The organism is Nakamurella deserti, assembly GCF_003260015.1.
Taxonomy (GTDB): Bacteria; Actinomycetota; Actinomycetes; order Mycobacteriales; family Nakamurellaceae; genus Nakamurella; species Nakamurella deserti.
Genome location: NZ_QCXS01000004.1, coordinates 251,284 through 276,357, shown reverse-complemented (window position 1 = coordinate 276,357; position 25,074 = coordinate 251,284). Strand labels below are relative to the sequence as shown.

Annotated in this window: 21 protein-coding genes; 15 read left to right on the top strand and 6 right to left on the bottom strand. The window is 71.2% G+C overall.

Annotated elements, in window-relative coordinates:
- Window positions 1-19: 19 nt before the first annotated feature.
- Window positions 20-1,411, bottom strand: a complete 1,392-nt coding sequence (hglS, locus tag DB033_RS19705; RefSeq protein WP_111768662.1) for a 2-oxoadipate dioxygenase/decarboxylase — start codon at window positions 1,409-1,411, stop codon at window positions 20-22.
- 79 nt (window positions 1,412-1,490) lie between these two features.
- Window positions 1,491-2,681 (bottom strand): NAD(P)/FAD-dependent oxidoreductase, encoded by a 1,191-nt coding sequence (locus tag DB033_RS19700; RefSeq protein ID WP_111768661.1) that lies wholly within the window; start codon window positions 2,679-2,681, stop codon window positions 1,491-1,493.
- Between the two features lie 176 nt (window positions 2,682-2,857).
- On the opposite strand from DB033_RS19700, the gene DB033_RS19695 reads away from it, so the two are divergent.
- Window positions 2,858-3,811: a LysR family transcriptional regulator gene (locus DB033_RS19695; RefSeq protein WP_111768660.1), complete on the top strand. Its 954-nt coding sequence runs from the start codon at window positions 2,858-2,860 to the stop codon at window positions 3,809-3,811.
- Here the strand turns inward: DB033_RS19695 and DB033_RS19690 are convergent.
- Window positions 3,763-4,695, bottom strand: a complete 933-nt coding sequence (locus DB033_RS19690; RefSeq protein ID WP_111768659.1) for a LysR substrate-binding domain-containing protein — start codon at window positions 4,693-4,695, stop codon at window positions 3,763-3,765. The genes DB033_RS19695 and DB033_RS19690 overlap by 49 nt on opposite strands.
- 163 nt (window positions 4,696-4,858) lie before the next feature.
- On the opposite strand from DB033_RS19690, the gene DB033_RS19685 reads away from it, so the two are divergent.
- From DB033_RS19685 to DB033_RS19645, 9 genes are all read left to right on the top strand, one after another.
- Window positions 4,859-7,816 (top strand): FAD-binding and (Fe-S)-binding domain-containing protein, encoded by a 2,958-nt coding sequence (locus DB033_RS19685; protein WP_111768658.1) that lies wholly within the window; start codon window positions 4,859-4,861, stop codon window positions 7,814-7,816.
- Entirely contained in the window at window positions 7,813-8,967 is a 1,155-nt protein-coding gene (locus DB033_RS19680; RefSeq protein ID WP_111768657.1) for a Glu/Leu/Phe/Val family dehydrogenase, read from the top strand. Before DB033_RS19685 ends, DB033_RS19680 begins: the two co-directional genes overlap by 4 nt.
- 114 nt (window positions 8,968-9,081) lie before the next feature.
- Complete coding sequence (locus DB033_RS19675; protein WP_111768656.1) at window positions 9,082-10,113, top strand: SIS domain-containing protein; 1,032 nt, start codon at window positions 9,082-9,084, stop codon at window positions 10,111-10,113.
- Window positions 10,113-10,952 carry a PfkB family carbohydrate kinase gene (locus tag DB033_RS19670; RefSeq protein ID WP_111768655.1) on the top strand — a complete coding sequence of 280 codons (840 nt, stop codon included), beginning with the start codon at window positions 10,113-10,115 and terminating at the stop codon, window positions 10,950-10,952. The genes DB033_RS19675 and DB033_RS19670 overlap by 1 nt, the downstream gene beginning before the upstream one ends.
- An 11-nt stretch (window positions 10,953-10,963) precedes the next feature.
- On the top strand, window positions 10,964-11,941 hold the full coding sequence (locus DB033_RS19665; RefSeq protein ID WP_157970815.1) for a transporter substrate-binding domain-containing protein: 978 nt from the start codon (window positions 10,964-10,966) through the stop codon (window positions 11,939-11,941).
- Between the two features lie 127 nt (window positions 11,942-12,068).
- The gene (locus DB033_RS19660; protein WP_111768653.1) at window positions 12,069-13,004 is read left to right on the top strand and encodes an amino acid ABC transporter permease; all 936 of its coding nucleotides are present in this window, start codon (window positions 12,069-12,071) and stop codon (window positions 13,002-13,004) included.
- Window position 13,005: 1 nt separating this feature from the next.
- Window positions 13,006-13,836, top strand: a complete 831-nt coding sequence (locus DB033_RS19655) for an ATP-binding cassette domain-containing protein (RefSeq protein ID WP_111768652.1) — start codon at window positions 13,006-13,008, stop codon at window positions 13,834-13,836.
- A 3-nt stretch (window positions 13,837-13,839) separates the two neighbouring features.
- Complete coding sequence (locus DB033_RS19650) at window positions 13,840-14,805, top strand: ornithine cyclodeaminase family protein (protein ID WP_111768651.1); 966 nt, start codon at window positions 13,840-13,842, stop codon at window positions 14,803-14,805.
- 31 nt (window positions 14,806-14,836) lie between these two features.
- On the top strand, window positions 14,837-15,940 hold the full coding sequence (locus DB033_RS19645) for a LacI family DNA-binding transcriptional regulator (RefSeq protein ID WP_111768650.1): 1,104 nt from the start codon (window positions 14,837-14,839) through the stop codon (window positions 15,938-15,940).
- Between the two features lie 31 nt (window positions 15,941-15,971).
- On the opposite strand, the gene DB033_RS19640 is transcribed toward DB033_RS19645, so the two are convergent.
- Complete coding sequence (locus tag DB033_RS19640) at window positions 15,972-18,512, bottom strand: sensor domain-containing protein (protein ID WP_170315605.1); 2,541 nt, start codon at window positions 18,510-18,512, stop codon at window positions 15,972-15,974.
- 642 nt (window positions 18,513-19,154) lie between these two features.
- Here DB033_RS19640 and DB033_RS19635 point away from each other — a divergent pair.
- The 5 genes from DB033_RS19635 to DB033_RS19615 all read left to right on the top strand — a co-directional run bounded on the left by DB033_RS19635 (window position 19,155) and on the right by DB033_RS19615 (window position 23,340).
- Window positions 19,155-20,006, top strand: a complete 852-nt coding sequence (locus tag DB033_RS19635) for an alpha/beta fold hydrolase (protein WP_111768807.1) — start codon at window positions 19,155-19,157, stop codon at window positions 20,004-20,006.
- Window positions 19,999-20,559, top strand: coding sequence for a TetR-like C-terminal domain-containing protein (locus tag DB033_RS19630; protein WP_111768648.1), 561 nt, complete (start codon window positions 19,999-20,001; stop codon window positions 20,557-20,559). The genes DB033_RS19635 and DB033_RS19630 overlap by 8 nt, the downstream gene beginning before the upstream one ends.
- A 43-nt stretch (window positions 20,560-20,602) precedes the next feature.
- Window positions 20,603-21,280, top strand: coding sequence for a transketolase C-terminal domain-containing protein (locus DB033_RS21860; RefSeq protein WP_111768647.1), 678 nt, complete (start codon window positions 20,603-20,605; stop codon window positions 21,278-21,280).
- Between the two features lie 115 nt (window positions 21,281-21,395).
- Window positions 21,396-22,241: an alpha/beta fold hydrolase gene (locus tag DB033_RS19620; RefSeq protein ID WP_111768646.1), complete on the top strand. Its 846-nt coding sequence runs from the start codon at window positions 21,396-21,398 to the stop codon at window positions 22,239-22,241.
- 517 nt (window positions 22,242-22,758) lie between these two features.
- Window positions 22,759-23,340 carry a dihydrofolate reductase family protein gene (locus DB033_RS19615; protein ID WP_111768645.1) on the top strand — a complete coding sequence of 194 codons (582 nt, stop codon included), beginning with the start codon at window positions 22,759-22,761 and terminating at the stop codon, window positions 23,338-23,340.
- 46 nt (window positions 23,341-23,386) lie between these two features.
- Here the strand turns inward: DB033_RS19615 and glsA are convergent, their stop codons facing one another.
- Both glsA and DB033_RS19605 read right to left on the bottom strand, forming a co-directional pair.
- Complete coding sequence (gene glsA, locus DB033_RS19610) at window positions 23,387-24,349, bottom strand: glutaminase A (protein WP_111768644.1); 963 nt, start codon at window positions 24,347-24,349, stop codon at window positions 23,387-23,389.
- A 184-nt stretch (window positions 24,350-24,533) separates the two neighbouring features.
- On the bottom strand, window positions 24,534-24,791 hold the full coding sequence (locus DB033_RS19605) for a hypothetical protein (RefSeq protein WP_111768643.1): 258 nt from the start codon (window positions 24,789-24,791) through the stop codon (window positions 24,534-24,536).
- Window positions 24,792-25,074: the final 283 nt, after the last annotated feature.

The window sequence follows — 25,074 nt, the reverse complement described above, 5'->3', positions numbered from 1 at the left end:
GAGCGAGGTGCTGGGCGGGTCAGTCGGCGGTCGGCGCCAGCCCCAGGGAGGAGCGCGCGGCGGCCAGGGAGGCGTCGCTGCGCGCGGCGTAGAGCTGGTACGGATCGAGCACCTCGCGGCCCAGAACACCCGACATCCAGGCGCTGTCGTACGCGGCGCCCTCCCGGTCGAGGTCGCGCGTGCCGGCATCGGTGAGGTTGGACTGGAAGATGCCGGCGGCGGACCGCGGCAGGAAGTCCTCGTAGACGATCGGCTCCGCCCGCACCCAGCCCTGCTCCAGCTGAGCGGCCAGACCGGCCGGCGGAGTGCCTCCGCCGGTGCCGGTCGTCGGGACCGCGTGGAAGTCGAAGTAGGCGAGCCCATCGGCGGCGAGAACCGTCTCGGACGTCGGAAAGCCGTGCTCCCAGACGTCGCGGGCGACCTCGGCGGCGACCGCCTGCGGATCGTCGGCGACGCGCCGGTCGGTCGCTTCCAGCAGCTCCTCGTACCGCGCCCGGCCGGACTCGGTGAGGGCGATGCCGCGCGCCTCGACCTCGCCGAACCGGACCCGCAGCGCACCGGTGGTCACCGAGCCGTCGGCCTCCCGCAGCGGCCGTTCCTCGGCGAGGGCGCGGAACGACGTCTGACGCAGTAGCACGTCAGGGCCGGACCACCGCGGCGGACCCTGGATCGCGTCGATCATCGCGATGCCGCGCGCGGTCATCGCCCGGTAGAGGGCGTCGATGTCCAGCACCCGCGGGGTGAGATGGTTGATGTGGGTACTGGCCACCCCGCCGATGTCGGCGGCGACGGCCGACACCCGTTCCAGGGTCTCGTACCAGGCCCGGTCGACCGGTTCCGGCGACAGTTCGAACGCCTCGACTGCCAGCGCCAGGAATCGCTCCGCCGTCGCGTCGTCCAGTTCACCGTCGGCCTCCGCCCGGTCCGCCAGTGACAACAGTTCCGGTCCGAACAGCTCGCGATCGGCGAGGAAGCCGTCCAGCTGGTCCTGCAGGTCGGCGGTGAAGAAGCGCCGGTCGGTCGGGGTGAGCAACGAGGTGAAGACCCGGAACGGGTTGCGGGCCAACTCGTCGGCATCGACCGGACGAAAGGCGGTGGACACCACCGGAACGGCACTCTCGGAAGCTTCGCGGAGGTCGTAGAAGCCCACCGGATACATGCCCATGGCACCGAAGATGCGGCCCACCTGGGCCATCTCGGCCGGCGTACCCACCCGGATCGCACCGTGCCGCTCCGCGGTCACCCGTCGAAGCGAGCCGAGTCGCTCGGCCGCCGGTCCCAGATCGGCGATCACCGCCGCGTTCACCTCGCGGGAGACGTCGACGAGGGTGGTGTAAGCGGGGACCTCGCGGCCGTACATGTCGGAGAGGCGCTGGGCGAAGGCGGATCTCAACTGCCACTGGGTCACCACGGTGTCTCCTCCTGCGGGACCGCGCCGGCGCGGCTTCCGCCGGGTCGCGGGTGGGATGTCGGGACGGTACGGACGGCGGTCATACGACGGCGGCTTCCGGTCTGATCGTGGTCGACGACAGGAACCGGTCGGCGTGCAACGCGCTGACGTCGATCACCGGAGGGCGATCGAGCACGAGGTCACGGACGACCTCGCCGACGGCCGGCGCCTGCAGGAAGCCGTGACCGGAGAAGCCCGTCGCGTAGAGGAAGTTCCCGACGGTGGTCGAGCGTCCGATCAGCGCGTTGTGGTCGGGGGTCACCTCGTACAGTCCGGCCCAGCCGGAGCTGATGGGGAGGTCGGCCAACGCGGGGGCCCGGTGCGCGACCGCGGCCCGGAACAGGTCCAGCCAGTCCGCGGTCCACGTGACGTCGAAGCCGTCCGCCTGGTCCGGGTCGGCGATGCCGAGCAGCAGCCCGTCGTCACTGTTGTGGAAGTAGGCGGTCGAGGCGAAATCGATGGTGAACGGGATCCGCGGAGCGGGCGGCGTCAGCGGAGCGGTGAACGCGAGCTGCCGCCGGACCGGGCGGACCGGCAGGTCGACACCGGCCATCGCGCCGACCGCTGCCGACCACGCACCGGCGGCGCAGATGACGGTGCGGCAGCGGATGTCGCCCCGGTCGGTGTGCACCGCGGTGACCCGGTCACCGGTCGTCACCAGGCCGGTCACGCGGGTGCCGGTCGCGAAGACGACGCCAGCACGGGTGCCGGCCGCGGCGTAACCCTGGACGGCCAACCCGGGTCGGGCGTGGCCGTCGGTGGGGGAGTAGACCGCGGCGAGCAGCCCGTCCGGAACGACGTAGGGACACAGCTGCTGTGCCTCCCGCGCGGAGATGAGCCGACTGGGTACGCCGAACTCCTGCTGCAGGGCGACGCTGGTCTCGAAGGCGGCGACGTGTGCCGGCTCGGTGAGCAGGAACAGGTAGCCGACACTGTCGAGCTTGATGTCCGCGCCGGGTCGCCGACCGAAGTCCTGGTAGGCGCGCAGGCTGCGGGCGCCCAGTGCGATGTTGACCGGGTCGGAGAACTGGGCCCGGACGCCGCCGATGGGCTTACCCGAGCTGCCGCCGGCGAGCTCGCCCTGTTCCAGCACGACGATGTCGCGGACGCCGGCCTCGGCGAGGTGGTAGGCGATGCTCGCGCCCATCACGCCGCCGCCGATGATCACGACGTCCGCCTCGGAGCCGACCGCCGTTCCGTTCGGCGCGGGACGTGACGCAGGAGCATTCATACGCGAAACCCTTTCACTGCGAGATTGTGTCGCCGGCCGACCGCCGGCGCGCGATCCGTTCGACGGGCGCGTTGCCGGGTGCGGAGGGGCCGCTGGGGCCGGTCGACCCATCGTGCGGGCAGCGTCGGACCCGCGTCCATCGACACATTCTGAGATCGATCTCTTAGGATGTCTGAATGGAATGGACGAGCGTTCAGCTCAGGGCGCTCGCGGAGCTCCCGGAGCGGGGCACCGTCACCGAGGTCGCCCGGGCGCTGGGTTACACCCCCGGCGCGGTGTCGCAGCAACTGTCGGCCCTCGAGCGCAGTGCCGGACGGCAGCTGCTGCGTCGCGTGGGACGCCGGGTCGAACTGACGGACGCGGGGTGGGTCCTGGCCCGGTCCGCCCGCGACCTGCTCGACGGCCACCGGGGTGCGATGGCCGAGATCGAGGGCCTGGGCGATGACGTCGGCGGCCGGGTGGCGATCGGGCTGTTCGCCACGGCCGCAGCCGAGATCCTGCCGACCGTGCTCGCCCGGGTGCGACGGTGCCATCCGCGGATCGCGGTGCGCAGCCGCGACATGGAGGTCGACGAGGTCTTCGACGCGGTCGCCGCGGGGTCCGTCGACCTGGCTCTGGGGCTCGACTACCCCGACGCACCCATCCCGCGGGACCGGTCACTGGTGCTGTCACCCCTGGTCAGTGAGCGGTTCTCGCTGGCTGTCCCGCGCGGGCACTGCCGGCCGGGGAAGGCGATGGGGCTGTCCGACACCGCCGCGCTGCCCTGGGTGCTACCGGCCGTGTCGACGCACTACGGCGCCGCGGTGCGCGCGGCCTGCCGCCGGGTGGGAGTCGAACCGGACGTCCAGCACGAGGTCACCGACACGGCGGCGTCGCTGGCACTGGTGGAGGCGGGCGTCGGCATCACCACGGTGACCGGCCTGATGTTGCGGCTACGGACGTCGGATGTGGAGGTCGTCCCGCTGGCAGAACGGATCGAGCGGCAGATCGTGCTCGTGTCCAGGAAGGGGGCGGCCCGCCCGTCGGTGGCGGCGGTCACCGGGATCCTGGCGAGGTTGGAAGTGGGACCCGACGGGGTGGCTCACGTCGGGGCGGCATCCGTGCCGGGGGCGAGCCGGGCCGCGGAGTGAGTGAGCGCACCGATCGCGTCGGCCAGCAGTGGATGATCCGTCGCGTCCCGGTGCAGCACGGACACCCTGCGGAACGACGCCGGCCCGGGCACCGCCACCGCGTCGATGCGGCGGTCCGGCCGGTGTCCGAGCATCGGGATCACCGCGATCCCGAACCCGGTCGCCACCAGCTCCCGCACGACGTCGTAGTTGTTGGTCCGGAAGACCACCTCGGGCGCGAAACCCGCCGTGGCGCAGAGCCGCTCGAACGACCGGGCGCCCGCGGAGCCGTCGTGGCTGGAGATCCAGCGCGCGCCCGCGAGGCCGTCCAGCGACACCTTCCCGCCGCCGGACACCGCGTCCCCCTCCCGTGCGATCGGCTGCAGCAACAGCAGTTCCTCGGTGAGCAGCGGGTGGAGTCCGGTGCCGACCGGCCAGGTCCGCGGGTCGAGTCCGTACGAGTACACGAGGGCGACGTCCAGTCGGCCGTCCATCACCATCGTCACCGCGTCGTCGGGTTCGCACTCGGTGAGCTGGACCTCGGAACGGGGGTGACGGCGGGCGAAGGCGGCGAGCGCCCGCGGGACCACCCGCACGCTGGCGGTGGGGAAGCTGCCCATCCGCAGCCGTCCGGTGGTGCCGGCGGCGAGATCCCGGACATGGCGGTCGAAGTCGTCCAGGGCCGACAGCACCCGTCGGCCGGCGTCGACCAGGTCCAGGGCCACCCTCGTGGGCCGGATCCCGTGCGGCTGCCGCTCGAACAGGGTCAGTCGCGTCGACCGCTCGAGTGCCAGCATCTGTTGGGACACCGCCGACGGCGTGTATCCCAGCTCCCGGGCGGCCACCGCGAACGACGCGTGCCGGCAGACCGCCTCGAGTGTCTGCAGATGATGCGACGTGGACATCGGCAACCCTCCTCCTCGGACGGACCCCGGTCCGGTCCGGTCAGCATAAGCATTGCTGGTGCTCGCGAGCCGATTGTCTCGGTCTGCTGGGGCTGGTGCACGAGATGCCCTGCGAGGCAGAGTGATCGGACCAGCTCCGCTCGACAACGCAGAAGGGTGAACCGTGACCGTCCTCGACCGATCGGTCGCCACGTCCGCCGACGTGGTGGCGGCCCTGCACGCCGCCGGCTGCGCCGAGGCGTTCGACGACGCCGGCCACCGCGCCCGCTTCGCCGCCGACGCCTCGAACTACCGCCGGGTGCCGGCGGCCGTGGTCTTCCCGCGCGACCGGAACGAGATCATCGCCACCGTCCGGGTGTGTCGCGAGCTCGGCCTGCCCCTCACCCTCCGGGGCGCCGGTACCAGCACCTCGGGTCAGGCGGTGGGGTCGGGCGTGGTCGTCGACCTCTCGCGGCATTTCCACCGGGTGCTGGCGGTGGATCCCGTCGCCGGCACCGCCACCGTGGAACCCGGCATCGTGCTCGACGCCCTGCAGGCCGCCCTGGCGCCGCACGGCCTGCTCTACGGACCCGATCCGTCCACCCACAGCCGCTGCACGATCGGCGGGATGTTGGGCAACAACGCCTGCGGCTCGCATTCACTGGCGTGGGGGCGGACCGCGGACACGGTCGTCGAGTTGGAGGTGCTGACCTACCGCGGCACCGTGCTCACCGTCGGCCAGATGACCACCGCAGAGATCGAGGTCGCGGTGGGCGAGGGAGGCGAGCGGGGCCGGCTGATCGGGGCGCTGGCGGCGCTCGCGCGGGAGAACCTGGCGTCGCTGCGGACCGAGCTGGGGCGGTTCCCGCGGCAGGTGTCCGGCTACGCCCTGGAGCACCTGCTGCCCGAGCATCGTTTCGATCTGGCCAAGGCGTTGGTCGGGAGCGAGGGCACCTGTGCGGTGATCCTGTCCGCGACGCTGCGAGTCGTCACTCCGCCGCCCGAGCGGGTCGTCGTCGTGCTGGGGTACCGCGACGCCGTCGCCGCGGCGGACGCGGTCCCAGCGTTGCTGCAGCACCGGATGCTGGCGCTGGAGGGACTGGACCGGTCGCTGACCGACATCGTCACCCGGGCGTCCACGCGGGCCGTCATCGACACCCTGCCGGCGGGTAGCGCGTGGTTGTTCGCCGAGCTGGGCGGCACGGCGGCGACACTGCCGGCGCTCGGTGCGGCGCTGACCGCGACCGCCCTGGCCACCGACGGCTGCACCGGCGTGGAGCTCGTCGCCGACGCGGACCGGGCACGGTCGATGTGGCAGATCCGGGAGGACGGGGCAGGTCTGGCGACGCGTTTGCCCGACGGATCCGAGGCGTGGCCCGGTTGGGAGGACGCCGCGGTGCCGCCGGCCCGGCTCGGGGCCTACCTCCGCGAGTTCAGCGCGTTGATGGCACGTTCCGGACTCGAGGGAGCTGTGTACGGCCACTTCGGCGAAGGCTGCCTGCACGTCCGCATCGACTTCGACTTCGAGACCGCCGCCGGCACCGCGGCGTTCCGCGCCTTCGTCACCGAGGCTGCGCAGCTGGTGGCGGCGCACGGGGGGTCGCTCTCCGGCGAGCACGGTGACGGTCAGGCCCGCTCGGAGCTGCTGCCCCTGATGTACACCCCCGGCATGCTGGCGCTGTTCCGCCGGTTCAAGACCATCTGGGATCCGGACGAGGCCCTCAACCCCGGCATCATCACTCAGCCCCGGCCGGTGGACGCCGATCTGCGCATCAGCCCGGACCGGAAGCCGCCCGCCCTGAAGACCCTGCTACCGCTGACCGCAGACGGCGGAGACCTCGCGAAGGCGTCCCGTCGGTGCGTCGGCGTCGGCAAGTGCCGGGTGACCACGCCGGGAGCGGGCGTGATGTGCCCGAGCTACCAGGTGACGCTCGACGAGCAGCACTCCACGCGCGGCCGCGCCCGGATGCTCTACGAGATGACCCAGGGCGAGGTCATCACCGACGGCTGGCGATCCACCGAGGTCCGCGATGCCCTGGACCTGTGCCTGTCCTGCAAGGGCTGCAGCGTGGACTGCCCGGTCGGCGTCGACGTCGCCACCTACAAGTCGGAATTCCTCCACCACCACTACCGGCACCGGCTCCGACCGGCGTCGCACTACTCGATGGGCTGGCTGCCGCTGGCGTCCCGGGTGGCCGCCCGTGCCCCCCGGTTGGTCAACCGGGCCACCCGGTCGGTGCTGGCCCCGGCGATCAAGCGGATGGCCGGGATCGCGGCGCAACGGGAGATCCCGCGATTCGCCGACGGCACCTTCCTCGACTGGTTCCGTCACCGGAGCCCGGCCGGGTCGGGTGAACGCGGGCCGGTGATGCTCTGGGTGGACTCCTTCAACAACCACTTCTCGCCCCAGGTCCTGCAGGCCGGTGTCGCCGTTCTGGAGGACGCCGGCTACCGGGTCCGGGTCCCGCCCGGTACCCAGTGCTGTGGCCTCACCTGGCTCACCACCGGGCAGCTCGGCGTCGCCCGCCGGATCGCCGGTCGGGCCGTCCGGTCGCTGGCACCGGCGGTGGCTGCGGGCCTCCCGGTCGTCGGACTCGAACCCAGCTGCACCGCGGCCCTGCGCACCGACGTCGCGGAGCTGCTGCACGACGACAGCGAACTGGGGCCGTCGGCGCGTTCGGTGGCCGCGGCGACGCTGACCCTGGCCGAGCTGCTGGTGTCGCACTCACCGGGCTACACGCCCCCGGCCGTCCCGCAACGTTCGCTCAGTCAGACGCACTGTCACCAGCACGCCACCTCCGGCTTCACCGCCGACACCGCCCTGTTGGGCGCGGCGGGGGTCGACAACACGGTGCTGCCCTCCGGCTGCTGTGGACTGGCCGGGAACTTCGGGTTCGAGCGTGGCCACTACGACGTCTCGGTCGCCGCCGGCGAGCAGGTCCTGCTACCGGCGGTCCGTGCCGCCGACCCCGGGACCGCCGTACTGGCCGATGGATTCAGCTGCCGCACCCAGATCGACCAGCAGACCTCCCGCACCGCAGTGCACGTGGCCGAATTGCTCGCCGCGGCGCTGCCCCGGCCGCCGGCCGGATCGACCGGACCCGGCTCCTCGCGAGCCGCACGAGCAGAGGAACCACCATGACCGATGCACTGGAACTCGTCGACGACTGGGGTCCCGAGAAGATCGTCGTCGTGTCGCACCGCCGGACCGGCATGCGCGGCGTGCTCGTCATCGACAACACCGCCCGCGGCGTCGGCAAGGGCGGGACGCGGATGGCGCCCACGGTGACCGTCGCGGAGGTGGCGCGGCTGGCCCGGGTGATGACCTGGAAGTGGGCCGGGGTCGACCTGTTCTTCGGCGGCGCCAAGGCCGGCATCGTCGCCGACCCCCGTGCTCCCGACAAGGAGGCGGTCCTCCGGGCCTTCGCCCGGGCCCTGTCCAACGAGGTGCCACGCGAATACGTGATGGGCCTCGACATGGGACTCACCGAGGACGACGCGGCGATCATCCAGGACGAGCTGGGGGACCGCGGTGCCGCCGTCGGAACGCCGGCGCACCTGGGCGGAGTGGCCTACGACCAGCTGGGCGTGACCGGGTTCGGCATCGCCGAAGCCACCGACGCCGCGGCGGGCGTGCTGGGGTTCCCGCTGGCCGGCTCCCGCGTCTCCATCCAGGGTTTCGGCGCGGTGGGTGGTGCTGCGGCATCCCGGTTCTCAGAACTCGACGCCGTCATCGTGGCGGTGTCGACCTCGTGTGGTGCCCTCGTCGATCCCGCCGGGTTCGAGGTGGATGCCTTGCTGGCGGCGCGGGCGGAATTCGGTGACGACTTCGTCCATCACCTCGGACGACCCGTCCACCCCGTGGGTACCGAGTTGACCGTCGACTGCGAGGTGCTGGTGCCGGCGGCCATGCAGGACGTCATCGACGTCGACGTGGCCGCCCGCGTGCGGGCGCGACTGGTCGTCGAGGGGGCCAACCTGCCCACCACGCCGAAGGCCCAGGCCGTGCTCGCAGGACGTGAGATCGTAGTTGTGCCCGACTTTCTCGCGAACGCGGGAGGAGTGGTGGCCGCCGCCTACGCCATGGACGCCCGGTACTCCGGATTCCGGCCGGACACCGGGGCCATCCTGGGCTCCATCTCGACCCGGCTCCGGGCGAACACCGTCACGGTGCTCGGCGATGCCGTCCGTCGTGGTCTCACCCCGCACGAGGCCGGCCGCCAGGTGGCGGCCGAGCGGGTCCGGGCCGCGATGGCCAGCCGTGGTCGACTGCCGGTCACCGCAGGACACTGACCGCGACGGCGCCTGCGGGCACCGTGTCCCACCCAAGATCTCCTTGACTTATCCCACCCGTCCACCCACTATCTACCTCACGTATGAGATCGATCTCAGAAACAGGAGCAACTCATGACGCAGCAACTCGAGGCCGTCCGCCCCATCGGTGATCTCTCGCCGACCTTCCGCGCCGACATCGACCGTGCCGCAACGGTTGAGATCGAGACCCAGGTCAGCGAGTTCGTCGCCGCCTCGATCACCCCGTCCACCCGGATCATCTACCTGCTCGGATGCGGTGGGTCGCTGTTCACCTTCGGCCCGATGCGCTTCATCCTGGAGCGCTCGCCGATCCCCGCGGTCGCCATCAACGCCGACGAGATGATGCTGCGCAACCCGGCCGACCTCGGCCCGGACAGCGTCGTCATCGCCAGCAGCAGCAACGGCGGCACTCCGGAGACGGCCCGAGCGGTCACCTTCGCCCGAGCCGCCGGCGCACCCGTCCTCCTCGTCACGCAGGACCCGGAGAGCCTGGTCGCCCAGCAGGCGGAGCACATCGTGCTGCACAAGGGTGTCGAATCCAAGCAGATCCTGCTCGGCCTCATCGCCTTCGCGCTGCTGCGCGAGCAGGGCGTGGCCGACGACTACGACGCGGTGGTCGCCGCATTCCGCTCGAGTTCGGCGGCGTTCGAGGCCTCCGTGTGGGAGACCGACGCGCTGCTGCGGTCCATCGCATCCGAGTGCACCACCGAGAAGTGCGTCTACGTCCTGGGTTCGGGTCCGCTCGAAGGGGCCGCGCAGACCTTCGCCGCCTGCTACCTCCAGGAGATGCAGAACAAGCACGCCGTCGCCACCGGGTCGGGGGAATTCCTGCACGGCGCCTTCGAGGTCGTCGACGGCAACGTCCCGGTCATCGTGTTCATGGGTGAGGACGCGACCCGTCCGATGGGTGAGCGCGTGCTGCGCTTCCTGGAGACCTACAACCGTCGCAACTACGTCCTGGACACCTCCACGCTGTCCCTGCCGGGCGTGGACGCCGCCATGCGGCCGCTGATCGGTGGCTTCATCCTGTCCAGCTGCCTGATCGCCCGGCTGGCGCAGCAGTTCGAGTCCTTCTCGGGACGCCCGCTGACCGACCGTCGCTACATGTGGAAAGTGGCCTACTGATGCACCTCGTCGCCGTCGGCGACAACATCACCGACTGCTACCCGGAGCAGGGCGTGATGTTCCCGGGGGGCAACTGCGTCAACGTGGCGGTGCACAGCGCGCGGGCCGGCGCCCCGACGTCCTACGTCGGGGCGGTCGGCACCGACGAACGGGGCACCCTGCTCCGTGACGAGCTGACCGCCGAGTCCGTCGACGTCTCCCGCCTCCGCACGCTGCCGGGCGAGACCGGCTACGCCACGGTCTTCCACGTCGACGGGGACCGGCACTTCGGCCCCTTCGACCGTGGCGTCGCCGAGATCACCTTGTCCGAGGAGGATCTCCGCTTCATCGCGACGCACCGGATCGCCCACTCCAGCACCGCCGCGCAGTTGACGTCGCAGGTGCCGGAACTGGCTGCGCGAGTGCCTGTCTCGTTCGATTTCGACGTCCACACCGCCGACGCGTACTGCCAGGACCTGATCGGGTCGGTCACCCACGCGTTCTTCTCGGCGTCGCACCTGTCCGAGTCGGAGGCGCTGGATCTGCTGGCCTGGGCCTGCGACCGCGGCGCCTCGACCGCCCTGGCCACCAGAGGCTCCTCGGGTGCGGTCTTCTCCGACGGCCGGACCGTGCTGCGGCAGCCGGCGGTCGCGTCCCGGGTCGAGGACACCCTCGGTGCGGGCGATGCGTTCATCGGTGTGGTACTCGCCGGGCTCATCCGGGAGCGCCCGGCGGATGAATTCCTCGCCGACGCCGCCAGGGCGTCCGCGGCGGTCTGTGAACGGTTCGGGGCCTTCGGTCCGGCCCGGGCGTTACCTGCAGCTCTGCACTTCCCCCGTCCGTCCGTGCACGTCTCCTGACAAGGATGAACATGTCCGCTCACCCCACCGGTCGCCGCCTGGCGGCCCTCCTGTCCACCGCCGGTCTCGCGCTGGCCCTCACCGCCTGTGGCGGCTCGACGCCGTCGGCCTCGACCTCGTCGTCGGGCTCGTGGTCGGCCGGCTCGTCGTCGGCCGTGCCGACCTCCTCGGGCTCCACGGTCAGCGCCCCGTCGGGTTCCGCCTCGGCCACCGGCGGCGGCTCTGACAGCTCCCTGGCCGCGTTGGTTCCCGCCGACCTGCGCAGCTCCACGGTCGCCGTCTTCGGTGACTGGGCCCCCGAGGAGTACGTCGAGAACGGTGAGGTGAAGGGCTGGAGCGTCGACCTGGTCAAGGCCATGGCCGATCGCCTCGGCGTCGACTTCCACTACGAGGCGACAGGTTTCGACGCCATCATCCCGGGCCTGGGCAACGGTCGCTACGCCGCCGCGGTGGCCTCTCTCGGGGTGACCCCGGAGCGGCTGCAGACGGTCGATTTCGTGCCGCTGCAGAAGGAGGGGACCGCGTTCGGCTGGAAGGCCGGCAGCGGCCTGACGGTCTCGGCCATCGAGGACGCCTGCGGCAGGTCGGTGGCGGTGCTCACCGGCGCGTTCGAGTACCAGTACCTGATGGACAACAACGCCACGGTGTGCGGCGACTCCCCGATGGACATCCAACAGTTCAAGGACCAGCCGTCCGCAGAACTCGCCGTGGCGTCGGGGCGGGTCCAGTTGGTGGCCGCTGGCTCCGGCAAGCTCAAGTACACCGCGAAGCAGACCGGGCAGCTCGAGGTCTCAGACCTGCTGATCAACGCGGTCTACAACGGGGTCGGCATCCCGAAGGGCAGCGAGATGGGCCCGGCGTTCGAGGCTGCGCTGCAGTCGGTGATCGACGACGGGACCTACGCTCGGATCCGCAGTGAATGGGGCGTGACCAGCCAGGGCGACCTGACGGACGCCGTCCTCATCACCGAGGCGAACCCCGAGGGTTGATCCCGACCCGCTGGGGTGCCGACATCCCAGCGGGTGGCCGGGGTGCGACCCGCCGTTCCGGGGGTCGCACCTCCGCCGTACCGCACCGTCCCGCCCACCCCCCCCGTACGGCCGCCGAGGAGCCCGAATGACCGTCACGTCGCCCGCTGCCGGGCAGCAGACCGATCCGCCGCAGTTCCGTAGCGCTGCCGGGGTGCACACCATCCCGGTGCGGCATCCGTGGTGGTGGGTCGGCGGCGCGGTCGTCGTCGTCGCCATCGCCCTGTTCGTCCGGTTGCTGGTGTCGAACGAGAACATGCGGTGGGGGGTCTTCCTCGACTACCTCTTCGATCCGGAGATCCTCGACGGTCTGCTCAAGACGTTGCAGCTGACCGCGCTGGCGATGGTGATCGGTCTGGCCATCGGCGTCGTGCTGGCGATGATGCGACTGTCGGCGAACCCGCTGTTCCGCGGCGTCAGCTGGCTCTGGATCTGGTTCTTCCGCGGGGTCCCGCCGCTGGTGCAGATGGTGTTCTGGTTCAACCTGGCCACCCTCATCCCCACCACCACGGTGTCGATCCCGTTCGGGCCGACGATCGCCGAGTGGGACACCAACTCGCTGATCTCCTCCTTCACCGCGGCGATCCTGGGGCTGGCGCTGACCGAGAGCGCTTACGCCGCCGAGATGATCCGCGCCGGCATCCAGGCGGTGCCGCGCGGCCAGACGGAGGCCAGCCTGGTGATCGGGATGTCCAGAGCGCAGACGATGCGGCGGGTGGTGCTGCCGCAGGCCCTGCGCATCATCATTCCGCCGATCGGCAACGACCTGATCTCGATGCTGAAGTTCACCTCGCTGGTGAGTGTGCTGGCCACGCCGGACCTGCTGTACAGCGCCCAGATGATCTACTCCCGCAACTACCAGACCATTCCACTGCTGCTCGTGGCGACGGCGTGGTACCTCGTGCTCGCCACCGTGTTCACCGTCGTCCAGCAGCAGATCGAGAAGCGGCTGACGTCGTCCCACGGCTCGTCCGTGGCGTCGACCTCGCGTCTGCGCTTCCTGCCGTCCTTCAAGAAGGGCTGAGATGTCCACCGACAGCACGCACTCCGTGGTCCCCACCGTGGCGGGCCGGCCGACCCGGCCGGCTGCGGGCGACGTCCCGCTGCTGCGCATCGAGAACGTGAACAAGAGCTTCGGCACGCACCAGGTGCTCTTCGACGTCTCCCTCGACGTGCGGTCCCGCCAGGTCCAGTGTGTGATCGGGCCCTCCGGATCGGGCAAGAGCACGCTGTTGCGGTGCGTGAACTGGCTTGAGGTGCCCGACTCCGGGCACATCTACCTCGAGGGCGAGCCCATCGGTCACTGTTGGCGCCACGACGAGCTCCGTCGGATGAAGTCGCGTGAGCTCGCGGTGCAGCGGGGGCGGATGGGGATGGTGTTCCAGGGGTTCCATCTGTTCCCGCACCGTAGGGTGCTCGACAACATCACCGAGGGCCCCGTCGTCGTCCGCGGCACCGACCGGCGCGCCGCCGAGGCCCAGGCCCGTGAACTCCTCGACCGGGTGGGCCTGGCCGCCAAGGCGGACGCCTACCCCGACCAGCTCTCCGGTGGCCAGCAGCAACGGGTCGCCATCGCGCGGTCGCTGGCGATGAAGCCACGCCTGATGCTCTTCGACGAGCCGACGTCGGCGCTGGATCCGGAGCTCGTGGGCGAGGTGCTCGACGTGATGCGCTCTCTCGCCGACGAGGGCATGACGATGGTCGTCGTGACCCACGAGATGAAGTTCGCCCGCGATGTCGCCGACCGGGTGGTGTTCATGGACGGTGGCCGGATCATCGAGTCCGGCAGTCCGGCCGCTGTGTTCGGCGACCCGCGCGAGGAGCGCACCCGCGCCTTCCTGTCGCGGGTGTTGTGACCCGTGCTGATCCTGTCCGACGGTGACATCCGGGCCGTACTGACGCCGGCGGCCGTCATCGCCTCGCAGGCCGCCGCCTACCGCCTCGCCGCGGACGGGACGGGGCCCGGCGGCGGCCACTTCCACTTCACCGGTCCGACCGAGAAGGATCTGGTCTTCGCGCACGGCGCTGTCATCCCGGCGGGTGGCGCCGTGTTCAAGACAGGGGTGCAGGTCCCGGCCAACACCGGCCGTGGCGTGGCCACCGTGCAGGCGACGGTGACCGTGCACGACCGCACGACCGGTGTGCCGGTCGCGTTGCTCAACGGCGCGACGGTGACCACTCTCCGGACCGCCGGGGGGCTGGTGGCCGCGGCTGCTGCCCTGATCGGGTCGGGACCGGTGCGACTCGGCATCTTCGGCACCGGCGCGCAGGCCGGTGAACTGGCCCGCCTGGCGGCGGCGGTGTTGCCCCTCGACGCCACCGCCGTGTGGAGCCCGTCGGAGGCGGGTCGACGCCGGGTGGCCACCGACAGTGGCTGGCAACGGTCGGGTGTCACCGTCGCATCCGGACCTGACCAACTCACCCGCGACAGCACGCTCATCGCGACCTGCACCTCCAGCGCCGAGCCGGTGCTGCAGGGCCGGTGGCTGGGTGCCGGAACGACCGTGCTGACCATGGGCTCCTACGCACCGGATCGACGGGAGATCGACCTCCCGGCCTCCATGCGGGCGGACCTGACGTTCGTCGACGGCCCCGGCGCGGAGCGTTCGGTCGGACCACTCGTCGCCGCGGCCGAGTCGGTCCGCGCGTCCCCGGGCGCGGTGGGCCTCGTCGGCACGGTGATCGACGGCGGTCCCGGCCGCACCGCGGACGATCAGATCGTGGTGTTCCACAGCTCCGGGCTCGGGGTGCAGGACGCCGCGCTGGCGCTGTCCGCCTACACTTCGGCGGCGGCCGCCGGTGTCGGTACCCACGTGGAGCTGTGAGCGCGCCGGCCGCCCGGACCGGGGGTGAACGATGAACAGGGCGACTCAGCACACCATCGTCGATGTCGCTGCGGCGGCGGGTGTTTCACGTGCGAGCGCGGCGCGGGCTCTGGGCGGGTACGGCTACACGTCCAAGGAGATCCAGGCCCGCGTGCAGGCTGCGGCGGAGCAGCTCGGCTACCGGCCGAGCCGGATCGCCCGCACCATGCGCAACGGGCGGTCGGACACCATCGGCTTCGTCTGCGCCGACATCTCCGACGCCTTCTTCTCCACCGCGATGCGCGGCATCTGCGATGTCGCCTCCGACCAGGGCTATCAGGTCTTCGTATCCAACAGCGACAACCGACTGGATCTCGAGAAGACGGCCACGGCTGCGATGTTGTCCCACCGGGTCGACGGACTCATCCTGTCCCCGATCTCGGTCCGCCAACACGAGCATCTCGACGCGATGGGGCACGACGGGCTGCCCATGGTGATGCTGGACCGGCAGCTGAAGGGTCTCGGTGTGGACAGCGTGGTGGCCGACAACGAGAGCGCCACCCGGACGGCCGTCGGCAGACTCGTCGCGCTGGGGCACCGGCGGATCGGCTTCCTGGTGTCGGTGCAACCGGAGGAGCCGCCCACCCTGAAGGTGTCATCGACCGGTACCCGCATCTCCGGCCCGTCGCGTCCCTCGGCGGACCGGGCGCGGGGCTATCTGAAGGCCCTCGCCGACGCCGGGATCCCCCCCGATCAGGACCTCGTCGCCTTCATCCCGCACAACGAGCCCGAGCTCAGACGGCAGGCGGTGCGGCGGATCCTGCAACTGGCGGTGCCGCCGACGGCGCTCTTCACCGCCGACAGCTACATGACCAGGAGCGCTTTCGTCGGACTGGCCGAGACCAGGCTTCGGATCCCGGAGGACATCTCGTTGCTCGGCTTCGACGACCTGGAGTGGACGACCTTCGTCACGCCCCCGGTGTCGGTGGTGGTGCAACCGGCGTACGAGATGGGACGGGTCGCTGCCGAGCGGCTGTTCGGGCGCATCCACGGCGACGACGGAGCCGACCGTCGGATCACGGTCGCCACCCGGTTCGTCGAACGCGAGAGCATGGGCGCGCCACCGACCTCCGGTGCGGTTCCTGCGCCGGTGTAACCGGCCGGGGGGTCGGGCGTCGAGCAGTTCGTCAGCCGGCGCCGGCTGAGAGGTGAGCGAGCAACTCCGGTTCCGGTAACGGCCGGCTGTACAGGTATCCCTGAGCCAGGACGCAGCCGTAGTCGACGAGGCGCTGCATCTGGACGGGGGATTCGACGCCTTCGGCGATGACGTCCAGGCCGAGCGCGTCACCGATGGCGAGGACGCCGCGGACGACGGCGGCGCACGCCGGGTCTGTCTCCATCCCGGCGACGAAACTCAGGTCGATCTTGAGGATGTCCACCGGCAGCTCGGTGATGCGGGTGAGGCTGCTGTATCCCGTGCCGAGGTCATCGATGGCGACCTTGACACCACGATCGCGGAGGGACTGCAGATCGGAGCGCAGCGAATCGGCGATCAGCGGCATGTGCGTCTCCGTCAGCTCCAACACCAGCCGCGACGGGGCGAGGCCGAAGTCCTCCAGGGCCTGGGTGACTTCCTGGTGCAGGCTGCCGGACTCCAGTTGCCGCCCGGAGACGTTGACGTGCACCGCCGGCGCGCCGGTACCTCCGACGTCTGCCCAGGCCGCTGCCATCCGGCAGGACTCCCGCAGCGCCCGGCGGCCGATCGGGAGCATCACGTCGGTGGCTTCGGCGACGTCCAGGAACGCCCCGGGTGTCAGGATCCCCAGTATCGGATGCGCCCAGCGGAGCAGTGTCTCGACGGCGACGACGGCGCCGTTGCGCAGGTCACGGACGGGCTGGCCGAACATCACCAACTCGTCCCGGGCAACGGCGAGATCGAGCTCCGCGGTGAGCCGCATGAACCGGGTCGCCCGGGCTGACTGCTCCAGGTGGGCGGGGTCCGCGACACCGCTGACCTCGACCCGGCCCTTCCCGGTCCCCTTGGCGACGTACATGGCCTGATCGGCCAACTGCAGCAGCTGACCCGGGCTCGAGCCGTGTTCGGACAGGGCGACACCGATACTGCCGCCCAGCGAGAACAGACCTCCGTCGATGGTCAGCGGAGTGCGGATCGCTCCCAGGACCCGCCCGGCGATCGCGATCGCGGCCTCGGCGGAGTCGAGGTTCTCGCACACCACCACGAACTCGTCACCGCCCAGACGGGCAACGGTGTCGCCGGGCCGCAGGACCGCCCGGATCTGGTGCGCCACGTGGACCAACGCGCGGTCGCCTGCGGCATGACCGGCGGTGTCGTTGATCGACTTGAAACCGTCGAGATCGATGTAGAGCACTCCCACGTGCCGGTCGATGCGGGTACTCACCGCCAGCGCGTGCTCGATGCGGTCCATCAACAGCAGACGGTTCGGCAGCCCCGTCAATCCGTCGTGGAGCGCCTGACGACGCAGGGTCGCCTCGGCCTGTTTGCGGGCGGTGATGTCCTCCACCTGACCAACGACGTACGCGCTGCCCGCGGTGGCATCGCCCGGGCTCAGATTGACCTGCACCCACAGATCGTCGCCGTCGGCGCGGATCCAGTGCCGCTCCACGGGACCGTCCAGAACCGGATTCTCGCGGAACATCTCGAGCCGCTCCCAGTAGCCTTCCAGGTCGTCCGGCGCGACCAGGTCGGCCATGGTCATGGCCAGGAGCTGCTGCTCGGTGTAGCCGGTGAGTCGGGTCATGGCCGGATTGACCTGGACGAAACGGCCCAGATTCCGTTTCCCGATACCGAACAGCATCATCCCGTTCGGCGCGAACCGGAACATGTCCCGGAACCGGGACTCGCTCTCCTGCAGCGCGACCTGCGCCTGCACCCGCTCGGTGATGTCGGTACCGACCTTGATGAAACCGGTGACCTCACCGCACGGCCCGTACATGGCGTTGACCGTGATCGACGCCAGCAACCGGCGGCCGTCCCGGGTGATGTAGGTCCATTCCCGGGTCTCGGCCTGCCCGTTCGCCGCGCGGACCAGGAACACGTCGAACCCCGGTTCCATGCCCAGCTCTGCGGCGCGGGCGCGGATCTCGGCGGCGTCGTGGAGACGCTCGGGGGTCGTGCCGATCATGTCCGCCGCGGTGTAGCCGAGCATGCGTTCCGCGCCGGTGTTGAAGACGGTGATGATGCCGTCAGGGTCGGTGGCGATGATGGACTGCTCGGTCGCGGCGTTGAGCACCCCCGCGAACAGGTCCCGGGAGCGGTTCATCTCCCGGGCGGCGGCTGTCAGTTCGGTGACGTCCTGGACGCTTCCGATCAACCGGACGGGACGCCCGGACGGATCGGTCTCAGCGCGCCCCCGGCCGCGGAGCTCCCTCACCTGGCCGTCCGGTCGGACGATGCGGTGGTCGACTTCGTACCTTCCGCCGGTGGCGGTCGCCTCCCGGATCGCCGACAGCACCCGCTCCCGGTCCTCGGGGTGCAACATCGACACGTACACGTCGTACACCGCCGGCGCGCCGGCGGGATCGGTGCCGAAGATCTGGTGGACGTGCTCGGACCAGGTCACCAAATCCGAGCCGACTTCCCAGATCCAACTGCCCAGCTGTGCGAGCTCCTCCGCAGCCCGCAACGCCCGCTCACGCTCCTGCACGGCGGCGAGCGCCCTCTGCAGCGCGCGTTCACGCTGCTCCACGGCGGAAAGCGCAGCTCCGACGCTTGCCCAGGTGTCCGCCGGTGCCTCCGGCCCAGGGCTGTGGGCGTGGCAGCACGTCCCGGCGCCGCCGACACACGAGCCACTCGGGAGGCGTCCCCGACCATCCCGTGCGACGTCAATGGATCCGTCCATCACAACTCCCAGACACCACCACAGACCGTCGTCGCCGTACCGCACTGTTTGACGAAACGTGACAGAGGTGGTGCTGAGAGTAATCGATGATGGCGATGTCGTGGGCCTCGGCAGTGCGACCTCGTCGGCGGTGATGCGGAGCCCGGCCGCTGTCGGGCCCGGGGGCACGGAACGCGGCGGGTCCGCTGTCGGTCCGCTCGGTCGATCGGGAGCCGCCGTTCGACGGCTGGTGTGAGGTCGTGGAGACGCGAGGTCAGGTCGTGGGACCAGCACTCGCAGGATTCGTGGTGAGTGGCCTGTCGGCGTCGAGGCCGCAGGTCCGGTCCGAGACCCGGCGTCGCGGTCTCGTTCGGGCGCTCGATCACCTCGCGGACGGCGGAAGGGCTGGTGCACATCCGAACGGAACCGCGGAGGTGCTGCTGCCCGCGTTGACGGTTCCGGCTATGCGTAGTAGCTTCTAGCTATATCCCGTAGCCATTGGAGACCGTCATGCTGGAGTATCTGAAGACCCCCGAAGGGACCATCGCCTACGAGGTCAGCGGTACCGGACCGCTCGTGGTGCTGGCGCACGGCATGGGGGACAGTCGGCATTCCTACCGGTTCGTGGTCCCGGAGCTCGTGGCGGCGGGCTACCGGGTCGCCAACGTCGACATCCGCGGCTGCGGGGACTCCAGCGCCGAATGGCCCAGCTATCAGCGCGCGGACATCGCGCGCGATCTCGTGGCGGTGGTCCGTCGCCTGGGCGGCCCTGCGGTCGTCGTCGGGCAGTCGATCAGCGGCGGTGCTGCGACCGTCGCGGCCGCGACGGCCCCGGATCTGGTCGTAGGCGTCGTCGAGCTCGCGCCGTTCACCCGCGCGCAATCGGTCGACCTGGTCGGGCTGGTCCGGAACAGCCGGCACCGGGCCGGGACGGTGCAGCTGGCCAAGGTGATGATGACGGGCAGCCTGCGGGGCTGGTTGGCCTACCTCGACGCCGCGATCCCGAACAAGCCGGCCGACTGGGACGCCGAGCGTGCCCGGATCGAGACCACGCTGCGCCGGCCGGAACGCATGGCGGCGCTGCGGGCGATGGCCAGGACCTCCCCGAAGGACGCCGGCGCCCGGCTGGCCGACGTGCGCTGCCCCGTCCTGGTCGTCGAAGGCAGCGCCGACCCGGACTGGGCCGACCCCCGGGCCGAAGGCGTGCGCATTCTCGGCGATCTCCCCGACGGGGTGGGCGAACTCGCCGTCATCGACGGCGCCGGACACTACCCACACACCGAGACCCCCGCGGAGCTGATCACCCTGTTGCTGCCGTTCCTGCGCCGGACCCTGCCCACCACTCCGGTCGACCATGCCTAGAGCGGGACTCGATCCTGCGGTCGTCACCGCCGCGGCGGCGGTGGTGGCGGACGAGGTCGGCCTGGCCCACCTGAGCATGAGCCTGGTCGCGGAACGCCTGGGCGTGCGCGCACCGTCGCTCTACAAGCACGTCGACGGGATGGCCGACCTCACCCATCGCGTCGCCGTCCTCGCCGCGACCGAGCTGGGCGACGAGCTCCGGGATGCGATGCAGGGCCGCGCCGGCCGGGACGCCCTCACCGCGGCGGCCGGGGCGGTCCGCAGCTACGTCACGAGGTACCCGGGCCGGTACGCCGCGACCGTCGGCGTCCGACTGACCGGCCCGCAGGACCCCCTCGCGGTCGCGTTGGAGCGCACCCTCGACTCCTTCGCCGCCGTGCTGCAGGGATACCGACCGGACCCCGGCGACCGCATCCACGCCCTGCGCATGCTGCGCAGCATCCTGCACGGCTTCGCCACCCTCGAAGCCTCCGACGGGTTCCAGATGGCCACCGACGTCGACACCAGCTTCACCTGGATGATCGCGTTCATCGACCGGGGCCTGCGCGCCTGAACCGCTCACCGGTGGCGTCGTCACCAGGCCTCGCCGGTGACGGGTGGCGACCGGGTCGATGCGTGAGCCGGCCGCCGCGGAGAAGCCCGCCGCCGGCGGGGCCGTCGTCGCCGTCACCGCTGTGCCCACCGTCAAACCCCTCGACCACGCTGCGGTCGCCCCTGCCGCCGACGGCGGCCGGCGCGTCGTCGCGCTCGAGAACCGCAGTAGCAGCGGAGGTCTCACCGCAGTCGCAACCAGCTTGATCCACGACACCGCCGGCGCGGCCACCCGCACCGTGCCGGCCGTCCGACGCGTCGGGCTGTCGGACGAGTCCTCAGCACCGGGGCGCTACCCCGCCTGTACGACCGGTACGGGCTGTGAACCACGGCGATCGCGAGATCCGTTCACCGATGGCTCGACCGATCGCCCGGTGCCACAGCGACATCACCGGTGCCCGCCGTATCGCAGCGGATTCACGACGGACGCGGGGCGTGGTGGCGGCCGGGACTTCAGCACACCGCAGCCGGCCGGCCGGGTGGACGCGGGCCGACGTACTCCGCGGCGCTCCTCGCAGCTGCGGCCAATCCCGTCCACGGCTCACCGCCACCACATCCCGGCCCGGCCGCCACGACTGGATGAAGCCGACGAGTGCTCCGCTCACCGAGCGGAGTGGGCCGGTCGGCGATGCGGTGATCTTCCGCGGTACCGCCGGCGCCCGTACGGGGCGGGGTTATCGTGAGAAACGCTCCACCTGCGCTCTGCCCGGGTGGGGCCTGTTCCTGCAGGCAGCGTCAGGAGCTCCTCGACCCGCCGGCTGGCCGGGTCGGTGACCAGCCTGCAGGAAGGAACCGGTGATGACGTCTGCGGTGTCCCGTCATTTCGCGCGGACGTTGGGTGTGCCGGACGGTCCCGTCGTGATGTTCGCCCACGGCTTCGGCTGTGACCAGAACATGTGGAACCGGCTGCTGCCGGCGTTCACCGACAAGTTTCGGGTGGTGGTGTTCGATCTGGTCGGGTCCGGACGGTCGGATCTGGCCGCCTACGATCCCGGGAAATACGCCGACCTGGACGGCTACGCGACCGACATCCTCGAGTTGTGCGACGAGATGGGCCTCGCCGACGTCGTTCTGGTCGGCCACAGCGTCAGCTCGATGATCGGTGTCGCGGCCGCCGTGCGTCGGCCGGACCTGTTCCGGCGACTCGTCCTCGTGTCACCGTCCCCCCGGTTCATCGACGACGACGGGTACGCCGGGGGTTTCAGCGAGGCGGACATCGAGGGCCTCCTCGAGTCGTTGGACAGCAACTACTTCGGCTGGGCGGCGGCGATGGCCCCCGCCGTGATGGGCGCGGGACAGCCGGGCGAGCTGCAGGACGAGCTCACCACGAGTTTCTGTCGGACCCGGCCCGACATCGCGTACAACTTCGCCCGCGTCACCTTCCTCAGCGACGCCCGGCGGCTGCTGGACCAGGTGTCGGTGCCGTCCCTGATCCTGCAGACCAGCGACGACATCCTCGCGCCCGTCGAGGTGGGGCTGTACGTGCACCGCCACCTCCGCGGCAGCGCCTTCGTCCAATTGGAGGCGACCGGCCACTGCCCACACGTCAGCGCACCGGACGAGACGGCACGGGCGGTCCTGGCCTACCTCGACGACGACCGCACACACGACGGTGCCCGCACGCCCGGCAATGTCACCGGATGACGACGACCGGGCCGGTGGCGAGGGAAGCAGGTAGGAGCGCGCGAGAACGACACGATTCGTCAACCCCGCGCTTCGGCCACGTCCACGACCAGCGCGGCAAGGCGCCTGCGACGAGCTGCCGGGTCGCGCCGACACCGTCGTCGGCGCACCACGCGGTCCGTCCGCTCTCGGCACCGTCGTGGGGTTCCCGTGGCCCGCTCCTGTGCGTCCGACACGGTGGTGGTGCCGCCGCCCGGTCGTGCCGCCGCCCGGTCGTGCCGCCGCCCGGTCGTGCCGCCGCCGCCGTGCCGACGTCGCCCGTGTGTGACGCCGCCGCCCCGGTCGTGCCGACGCCGCCGTGCCGCCCCGGTTCAGGGCAGTGCTCGCCCGGCGCCGGTCGGGTCGGACCGCCGGTGCCCGTCCCGCCCCGCCGGGTGGTCGCCCGAGCGCAGCCGGCGCCCGGGTGGAACGTCCCTACGCAGGACGCCGGGGTCGGCGCGCGCTACCGTGGGCGCATCCCGGCACAGTGGAGGGTCCCGTGGGTAAGGTCGTCATGTACGGCACGGTGTCGCTGGACGGCTTCATCGCCGACGAGAACGACCAGCCGGGACCGCTTTTCGAGTGGCTGACCGCCGGTGACGTGCCGCTCGACGCGGGCGGCGAGCTGACGGTGTCACAGACCTCGTACGACTACACCCGGCCCTACTGGGACGGGATCGGGGCGACGGTCGCCGGTCGTCGGGTCTTCGACCTGACGGACGGCTGGGACGGGGTGCCGCCGAGCGGGATCGACCATGTGGTCGTCGTGACGCACCGCCCGGCGCCGGCGGGATGGGATCCCGCCGCGCCGTTCCACTTCGTCGACGGTGTCGAATCCGCCGTGGCCAGGGCGCGGGAGCTGGCAGGCGACCGCACGGTGGAGGTCGCCGCCGGCGATGTCGGCGGCCAGGTGTTCGCGGCCGGCCTGGTCGACGAGGTGCGGATGGACGTCGTCCCTGTCGTCTTCGGGTCCGGCAGGCGCTACTTCGGCTCGGTCGCCACCCAGCACCTGCTGACCGATCCCGACGTGGTGATCCCCGGCGACCGCGTCCTGCACCTGCGCTTCCAGGTGCGCCGCTGACGTCGGGGTCTCCGGGCGGACGACCGATCCCCGATCCTCCATCCGCCTACCCCGCCGGCAGGTCCGCGGCCGATCCTGCCCGCCGGCCGAACACGTGCAGGTCGAGGTCGTCGGACAGATGCTCGGCGAGCAGACGGCCACGCACACTGGTGCCCTGCTCGTCCAGTGGCGGGCTGACGACGGCCGCACCCAGCACGCCGGGGGCGGAGAGGGCGATCGCCCCGGAGACGCTCGATTTCGCCGGCACGCCGACGCTGCGCATCCAGCGTCCCGACCCGTCGTACACCCCACAGGTCGCCATCACCGAGACCACGTCGCGGGCGACGTCGGGCGGTACGACCACGTCTCCGGTCACGGGGTTGGTGCCGCCGAACGCCAGTGTCGCGGCCATGACCGCCAGTGTCCGCGCATCGACGAGCACTGCGCACGCTCGCGCGTAGACGGCGACCGCGTCGTCCGCGCTCACGGTCAGGGTGCCTTCGGCGCGCATCAGATGGGCCAGGGCATGGTTGCGGTCGCCGCACAGATGTTCGCTGCGCGCCACCCCTTCGTCGATCTCCAGGTCGCGACCGGCGAACGCCGACAAGCCACGCAGGATGCGGTCGGTGCGCGCGTCGGTGTCCCCGCCGTCCACCAGCGCCGCGGTCAGCAGTGCGCCGGCGTTGACCATCGGGTTGGGCGGGCGCCCGGTGGAGGTCTCCAGCTTGATCGCGTCGAAAGCCTCACCGGTCGGTTCGATGCCGATGCGGTCGAGGGCTTGACCGCCGGTGTCCAGCAGCGCCAACGCGAACAGGAACGGCTTGACCGCCGACTGCACGCTGAACGGCACGTCGCTCTGGGTGCTCGCGTGAGTGCTGCCGTCGGCGAGCACCAGCGCGAGGCCGCACAGTTCCGGATCGGCGTCGGCGAGCTGCGGGATGCTGTCGTCGACCGCTCCGCCGCGTTCGGGCAGCACCCGTCGCCGCACTGCGTCCAGGTCGTACGTCCGGGGATCGGTGGCGGGGCTCATGCCGGACACCCTGCCACGCCCCGGCCGACGTGGTGGCGGTGCGTCGCGGCGCCGACCGTGGTCGACACGCCGCGGCACGGTCCCGTGGCGTCCCGGCGTCCCGGCGAGCCGCGGACATCGAGGATGTTGCGGGATCAGTGGTCTCGCGAACAGCGCGACCGGGCGGTTGTCGACCCGGGTGCGGTCAGGAGTCCGAGCGCGTGTCGGCGTCCTCGCCGGATCCGGTCACCCTGTCCTTCAGGTCCTCGGCGAGATCGGCGATCTTGTGACCGACGGTCTCGGCCACGTCCTTGGCCTTGTCCCAGGTCTCGGACGCGACCACGGCCGCGCTGACACCGACGGTCTCCGCGACGTCCTTGATCTTGTCGACCGCTTCGTCGGTGGTCTCCCGGGCTCGTTCGGTGAGGCTCATGTGGATCTCCCTGTGGTCGGTCTCGGTCATGGTGCGGGTGCGTGGGACGACCGCGGCGACAACCTACCGCGAACGCCGTGGATTCCCACCGACGACGATCGTGTCGTGCCGGGGCCATCGTCGCGCCGGCGTGGGCCGCACCGGACAGATCGGCCTGTGCCGCCGCCACCGGACGGCGTCCGTGCCACGGCGCCACCGCCGGAACGGCGTCCGTGCCACAGTGCCGCCAACGGGCGGCGTCCGTGCCCTAGTGCCGCCACCGGGCGACGTCCGTGCCACCACCGGCCGGCCCACCGCTCAACACCTCCCTTCG